Raw genomic sequence first — 7,195 nt, forward strand, 5'->3', positions numbered from 1 at the left:
GTTCCTGCCCGGCACCGGCTCGCACAAGCTCGACGAGACACTGGAGATCACCGCCGCCGCCCGGGAACTCGGAGCCGACGCGGCCCTGGTCATCACCCCGTACTACGCGCGCCCCACCCAAGAGGCGCTGTACCGGTGGTACGCCACGGTGGCCCGGGAGTTTCCCGACCTGCCGATCGTCGCCTACAACGTCCCCTCCCGCACGGCCGTCGACATTGCGCCCGACACCGTGAAGCGCCTGTTCACGGACTTCGACAACTTCGTCGGGGTCAAGGAGACGACGAAGGACTTCGAGCACTTCTCCCGGGTGCTGCACGCCTGCGGGCGGGAGTTGCTGGTGTGGTCAGGTATCGAGCTGCTGTGCCTTCCGCTGCTTGCGCTGGGCGGCGCGGGCTTCGTCAGTGCCGTGGCCAACCTGGCGCCGAAGGCGGTGGCCCGGATGTACGAGCTGTGGGAGGCCGGTGACGCCGATGCCGCCCGCGATCTCCATTACCGTCTCCACCCCTTGGTCGACCTTCTCTTCGTCGAGACGAACCCGGCCCCGGTGAAGTGGGTCCTGGCCCAGCAGGGCCGTATCTCCTCCGACGTCGTGCGACCACCGCTGGTACGGCCCGCGGACACTTCGCTGACGCGCATCCGCGCCCTGCTGGCGGAGGGCGGCGACCTCACCGCCCAGATCTGACCCGGCCACCTGCCGCGCGCGACGCCGTGACCCGACCTCGCCACCCGGCGCCGCCGGTCCGCAGCGGCTGCGACGCCGCCCACAACAGAAAGAGGATCCGATGTCACCCACCTGCCCCTACGGATTGCCTCAGGCGATCCGCCACTGGATCGGCGGCGAAGCAGCCGACAGCACGGACGGCAGCACCTTCGAGGTCACCGATCCCGTCTCCAACACCCCCTACGCCCATGCCGCCGCAGGCGGCAGGCAGGACGTCGACCGGGCGGTGGCCGCCGCCCGGTCGGCCTTCTCCGCCTGGTCGACGCTCGGCAACCGCGCCCGCGCCACCATCCTGACCCGGATCGCGGATGGTATCGAGGCGCGCGAGGAGCGGCTGGCCGCCTTCGAGTCGTACGACTCCGGGCTGCCGATCACCCAGGCCCGCGGCCAGGCCCGCCGCGCCGCCGAGAACTTCCGCTACTTCGCGGACGTCGTCGTCGCCCTCGGCGAGGAGGCGTTCCGCCAGGGCCAGGAGCAGTTCAGCTATGTCGTGCGTACCCCCATCGGTGTGGCCGGGCTGATCACCCCGTGGAACACCCCGTTCATGCTGGAGAGCTGGAAGCTGGCACCCGCGCTGGCCTCCGGCTGCACGCTCGTCCTCAAGCCCGCCGAATGGACCCCTCTGTCCGCAAGCCTGTGGCCGGAGATCCTCACAGAGGCGGGGGTGCCCGCCGGGGTCGTCAACATCGTGCACGGCATCGGCGAGGAGGCCGGGCAGGCGCTGGTCGACCATCCGGACGTGCCGCTGATCTCCTTCACCGGGTCCACCGACACCGGCCGTCACATCGCCCGCAGCAGTGCCCAGCACCTCAAGACGCTGTCCATGGAGCTCGGCGGCAAGTCCCCGGTCGTCGTCTTCGCCGACGCCGACCTCGAAACCGCCCTGGACTCCGTTGTCTTCGGTGTGTTCTCCCTCAACGGCGAGCGCTGCACCGCCGGTTCCCGCGTCCTGGTCGAGCGGCCGCTGTACGAGGAGTTCAGCCGCCGCCTCGCCGAGCGCGCCGAGCGCGTCACGGTCGGCCCGCCGTCCGACCCGGCCACCGAGGTCGGTGCTCTCGTCCACCCCGAGCACTACGCCCGCGTCCTGGACTATGTGGACATCGGCCGCAAGGAGGGCCGCCTCGTCGCGGGCGGCACCCGCCCCGCCCACCTCCCTGAGGGCAACTACCTTCAGCCGACCGTCTTCGCCGACGTACGGCGCGACGCCCGGATCTTCCAGGAGGAGATCTTCGGCCCGGTCGTCGCCGTAGCTCCTTTCGACAACGAGTCCGAGGCTGTTGAGCTGGCCAACGCCACTCAGTACGGCCTGGCCGCGTACGTCTGGACCTCGGACCTGAGGCGCGGCCACCGCGTCGCGCATGCCGTCGAGTCCGGCATGGTCTGGATCAACTCCCACAACATACGGGACCTGCGCACCCCCTTCGGCGGCGTCAAGGCGTCCGGCGTCGGCCGGGAGGGCGGCGCGCACAGCGTCGACTTCTACACCGAGTCCAAGATCGTGCACGTCGCGCTCAGCGAGATGCACACTCCTCGCTTCGGAGGCAAGCGATGACCCCGGCGCCGGCACCCGACGTCGTCCGCTCCGCCTACGCCCAGCTCGTCGTCACCGATCTGGCCAAGGCCCGTTGGTTCTGGGCCGACATGCTCGGCTTCCATGTCCAGTACGAGGCTGCCGGAATCGTCTGCCTTCGCGGCACCGACGAACTCACCCACCACTCGGTCGTGCTGCGCGAGGGCGACACCGCCGCCCTCGACCACATCGCCTACCGCGTCCGCACCCCCAGGGACCTGGACAGGGCCGAGCGGTTCTTTCATCACCTCGGCCGCCCCGTCCGCCGTGTTCCCCGCGGCGAAGGCACACCGGGTGTCGGCGACGCGGTCCGCGTCGTCGACCCGCTCGGCTTCCCTGTCGAGTTCTTCCACGACATCGACCGCGCCGAACGCCTCATCCAGCGCTACGACTTGCGTCGCGGCGCCGAGGTGGCACGCCTGGACCACTTCAACATCTGTACCCCCGACATCCCGGCCGCCTACGCCCACTACCGGTCCCTCGGATTCGGATGCTCCGAGACCATCGAGGGCGACGAACACGAGCTCTACGCGGCCTGGATGTACCGCAAGCAGACCGTCCACGACGTCGCCTTCACCGGCGGCGCCGGCCCCCGTCTCCACCACCTGGGCCTGGCCACGCACGAGTCGCATCATGTCCTGCGCTGCGCCGACCTGTTCGGCTCACTGCGCAAGGAGCACCACATCGAACGCGGCCCCGGCCGTCACGGTGTCTCCAACGCCTTCTATCTGTATCTGCGCGACCCCGATGGCCATCGCGTGGAGATCTACACCTCCGACTACTACACCGGCGACCCCGGCCACGAGACCTACCGGTGGAATGTCCACGACGACCGCCGCCGCGACTTCTGGGGCAACGCCGTAATCGAGTCCTGGTACAAGGAAGCCGCCCCGGTCCTGGACCTGAACGGCACACCCCAGCCTGTCACCGACGCCCTCCTCGACGAATCCGCCGTCCGTGTCGGGGCCGACGGCCTTGGCTGACGTCCCCGACAGATCTGCCGCCTCGCCTCACCGGGCCCCGCGTGGCGGGGTCACCGGGGCTGCCCCCGGCCTGCGGGGCGGCCCCGGTGACCCGCAGTTCGCGCCAGTTCGTGTACCGGTAGCGGTGTCGTGTGCGCCGAGGTCTGCCTTCACCCGGTTGACGATGAAGCCTCTTACAGCACTCCGGTCCCGAATCCCAGACATCGGGAAGGAACCTCGGACATGCGGAGGGGCTGCGTTCCGAATGATCGTGTGCGTGTTGTCGGCCGACGGGGGAGGCGTGGAATGGGCGACGGCGATGCGCCCGTCGGGCCCGCGCCACCCCGGTACCGCCTGAGCCGTCCGCCGGATTCAGCCGTCCTCCGGCATCGGCGCGGGCCTGCCCCCTTTGGTCCGTTCCGGTGTCCAGTAGTCCTGCACCTCTTGTGGACTCTGCCGCACCTCGCTGCCGGTGGTTCCAGGGTCCGGCTGGTGCTCGGGGCCGGGCTCGGCCGTGGCGGTACGCCATGCGGCTGTCGCCGCGACAGCGGTCAGCAGGACGCCCACGACTCCCCATCGGCGGGAGCTACTGTGACCCATGGGACCGCTCCTTGTCAGGAGGTCAGGTGACGCTGCCCTGGGCGTCGAACATGCCCTTGACCGCGTCGTCGAAGTAGGAACTCCGGTTCCAGCCGCCCGAGGAGATCGTACTCATTGCCCCGTTCACGTTCCCCAGGCCGTTGGCGTCGTTGAACTCGCGCAGCCACGGTCCGCCGCTGGATCCGGGGCCGAAGTCACACTGAAGTTCGATGCGACCGTCGCTCACCCCGCGGGTGGTCCCCTGGCAGGCCCATTGGAGCTCGCCGTTGTCGCGGTTGCCCGGGTAGCCCATCACGGTCATCGCTTGGTTGCGCGAGTAGTTCCAGCTCAGGCCGTGACCGCCGGTGACGTTGACGATCTTGTTGCCGTTGAGCGGCCAGGTGGTCACCATGGCCACGTCCCGGCCGAGGTCGCTGCTGCTGATCCAGGAGTTGAAGGTGCGGAACTGTTTGGCGGCGTAGGTGCCGAACGGGCGGGCGCCCGAGCGGTAGCGCGGTACGTAGACCCAGTTGGTCATCCAGGTTCCGCCGCTGCCGCCGTGGACGCAGTGCCCTGCTGTGATGAGCATCTGTTTGGAGTTGCTGTTGAGAGCGCTGGCGGAACAGGAGTAGTTGAGTCCGTTGCTGGGGGTGGTGGAGTACACCTTGCCCACCGCTGCGGATTCGTTGACCAGTGCCCGCTTGGCGTCCGACCGTGCTCGGGCCGGCGAGGTCGATCCCGGCCGGCCGGTGGGTCCGGCCTTACCGCGGACTGCCCGCGGCGCGTCTTTGATGTTGAGCGGGATGGCCTTGCCCATCCGCTCAGGTGTCCAGTAACGGGACAGCGCGGCGGCTGCCGTCGAGTCGACCGGAGTGCCGTTGGAGAGCCGTGCCGTGGGACTCGCGGTGGTCGCGGCCCCGGCGGGCACGGCGGTGGGTCCGGAACCGGAGTCGGCGGGTCTCGCCAAGGCGGGTCCCGCCCCGGCCAACGCAAGTAACGCGGTGGCGGCCAGCGGCAGAAGCGCGTGTCTCAGGCTGCGCAAGGGGTACCCCCAATGGTTGAATCGTGCGCACAGTGCTGCAATTTCGGCCTCAATTGTGCGGAGCAGAGCGACCGTAGGTCCGGCAAGTGCCCGCGGGACAGTAAGAAATCAGCCCGTCCGCTCATTCGTATGGACTGCTGCGAATTTCGGACGGTGCGGATTCGTCGATTTCCTTCTGAATGCGTGTGCGCTGGGCATCGACGAGTGCACTCGCCGCGGCCCGGCCCCGTGTTTGCGCAAACACGCGTAGCGTCCGGTTTTGCATGAGCACACGGCGCAGTTGGCCTGATCTGCTGCGTCAGCCTTTGGCATGGGAAACGTCGCTGAAATCGAAAGCGACCCCGAACTCGCCGCCGCCCTGCGGGCGAACACAGCCGTTGTCACCCGCTACACAGGAAACCGCACTGTTCCGGCCGGTCGCGCATCCCGTACTGGACCGCAGCGGCACCAGCCTCGGCAAGGCCGGGCAGGTCACCGCAGCCCGTGACTACTCTCAGCAGCTCACCCAGCAGGCCAGCACCCATCCAGGTAAATATCACCGTGACACCCTGATGTTCCGTCAAGAAGTCGCGCGTCGGCGGGGGAGGCGGGGGACGCTGGTGGAGCTGCGGCCGAGTTCGCCGAAGTGCTCCAGGACCAGCAGCGGGTGCTGGGCAGTGACCACCCCGACACCCTCAAGGTTCAAGACCACCTCGCCTCGTGGCGGCGCAAGGCGGGGGAGACAGGGGTGTCGTAGCCTCGACCGATTCCGGATGCTGCAAAGCTCAGGCAGCCAGTCTCCAGGGCTCCGTTTACAGCGTGTTGCACAAGGCTGTGATCAGGCAGGGGTCAGAGGGCGGTTCCGACTGCAGTGACCACGCCGCTGGGCCCGGAATCCGACTTGGTGTTCTTCGTCGCCTGCCACGTGAGCATGCCCATCGTGACGAGAGAAAACAGGGATGTTGTCCAGGCCAAGCCATCTGTGCAGGGATCGGTTCTTTGGGGGTTGGTTCTGAGCGGCTCACCGGCCGGGAGAGTGGATCGGCCGTGGGAATCGGCGTACAGGCACGGGTGCGGGGCGAGAAGATGCGTTGCTATGGGAACAGGGGGACGGCGGGCTCTTGCTGCTGTGGCCGTGGCTGTGGGCATCACGCTACTCGTGCCTACGGCGGCAGCGGCAGGTCGCAGTGGGTGGGGCGATTCGGATCCTCGCGGCTTGTTGCTCGGTGCGCTGTCGCTGGCGTTTGGGTATTTCCAGTGGCGGCGCACCGAAGTGATCGCCGCTGCCGGGACCGCGGAGGCTCGGCTGGAGCAGGCTGTCCGTCAACGTGAGGCGCGGGCGTGGCAGCAGTTGCTGGGCAGGGACTCCGAACTCATCGATCTCGGTTTCACGGTGAGACGCGACGGAAAGGTGAAGCTGCCGTCGAGGGATGAGGCGCCGCGGAGTGTCGAGGGGCTTGTGGCGTTCTACCGGCAGCTGGAGCCACGCCGCATGGTGGTCATGGGGCGTTCAGGAGCTGCAGCGGGAGGGGATGCGGGCACGGGCAAGACCGTCGCGGTGATCAAGTTGCTGCAGGACTGGGTCGCCGAGGGGCAGCCCGGTCAGGCGGTGCTTGTGCGGCTGAGTGCGGGTGACTGGCCCGGTGGTGGGATCGAGGACTGGCTGGTGGCGCATCTGGACCGGGTGCTGGGCCTGCGGCACAGTGAAGCGCGAGAGATGGTGCGGGCGCACTTGGTCATTCCGGTGATTGACGGGCTCGACGAGATGGACGGCACCGACGCTCCCGGGCACGGCTCCCAGGCCGCGGCGCTGCTTGACGTGCTGAACAACAGGCAGCTGGACGCGCGGCTGTTGCCGGTGGTGGTGACCTGCCGTGCCGATCACTACGCGGCGCTGACTGCCGCCGACAGGCAATTGAGGAACGCGGCGGTAGTGCGGCTGAAGCGGGTCGATCCGGCGCGGGCCAGAAAATACCTGGACGTACGGGCCGGGCAGCGCGACGCCCAGGGCCGGTGGGAGAGAGTGCTCGACGCTGTGCACTCTGATGGTGCCGGTTCTACCGCAGTGCAGGCGGCGCTGGACAGCCCCTGGCGGCTGACCCTGGCAACGGTGGTGTTCCAAGAACGCGGCTCGGGCGGCGTGGGCTACGAGCGCCACCCTGACACGATCATCGACATGGCCGAGGCCGGGACGCTGCGTGCCTACCTGCTCGACAACTTCATCGCCGCGGCGGTGAGCGCTGCGTGCAATGCCAAAGACGCCAAAGTGGCCGACATCAACCGGGAAGCGAAGCAGGCGGCGCAGCGGCGGCGACGGCTGAGGCAGCAGGGGGACAACAAGG

General features: G+C 68.6%; 6 protein-coding genes. 4 read left to right on the forward strand and 2 right to left on the reverse strand.

Annotation, left to right across the window (positions count from 1 at the left end):
* The 3 genes from dapA to hpaD all read left to right on the forward strand — a co-directional run.
* On the forward strand, positions 1–682 hold a 682-nt coding region (gene dapA / locus ACI2LP_RS33580; RefSeq protein ID WP_404728324.1), incomplete at its 5' end, for a 4-hydroxy-tetrahydrodipicolinate synthase.
* A 100-nt stretch (positions 683–782) separates the two neighbouring features.
* Entirely contained in the window at positions 783–2,273 is a 1,491-nt protein-coding gene (gene hpaE, locus ACI2LP_RS33585) for a 5-carboxymethyl-2-hydroxymuconate semialdehyde dehydrogenase (protein WP_404728325.1), read from the forward strand.
* Entirely contained in the window at positions 2,270–3,274 is a 1,005-nt protein-coding gene (hpaD, locus tag ACI2LP_RS33590; protein WP_404728326.1) for a 3,4-dihydroxyphenylacetate 2,3-dioxygenase, read from the forward strand. The genes hpaE and hpaD overlap by 4 nt, the downstream gene beginning before the upstream one ends.
* 351 nt (positions 3,275–3,625) lie before the next feature.
* On the opposite strand, the gene ACI2LP_RS33595 is transcribed toward hpaD, so the two are convergent.
* Together ACI2LP_RS33595 and ACI2LP_RS33600 are read right to left on the reverse strand one after the other, a co-directional pair.
* Positions 3,626–3,853: a hypothetical protein gene (locus ACI2LP_RS33595; protein WP_404728327.1), complete on the reverse strand. Its 228-nt coding sequence runs from the start codon at positions 3,851–3,853 to the stop codon at positions 3,626–3,628.
* Positions 3,854–3,875: 22 nt separating this feature from the next.
* Positions 3,876–4,799, reverse strand: a complete 924-nt coding sequence (locus ACI2LP_RS33600; RefSeq protein ID WP_404728328.1) for a trypsin-like serine peptidase — start codon at positions 4,797–4,799, stop codon at positions 3,876–3,878.
* A gap of 1,270 nt (positions 4,800–6,069) precedes the next feature.
* On the opposite strand from ACI2LP_RS33600, the gene ACI2LP_RS33605 reads away from it, so the two are divergent.
* A partial coding sequence (locus ACI2LP_RS33605; protein ID WP_404728329.1) for an NACHT domain-containing protein occupies positions 6,070–7,195 on the forward strand: 1,126 nt, incomplete at its 3' end.

The organism is Streptomyces sp. NPDC019890 (assembly GCF_044903445.1).
Lineage (GTDB): Bacteria > Actinomycetota > Actinomycetes > Streptomycetales > Streptomycetaceae > Streptomyces.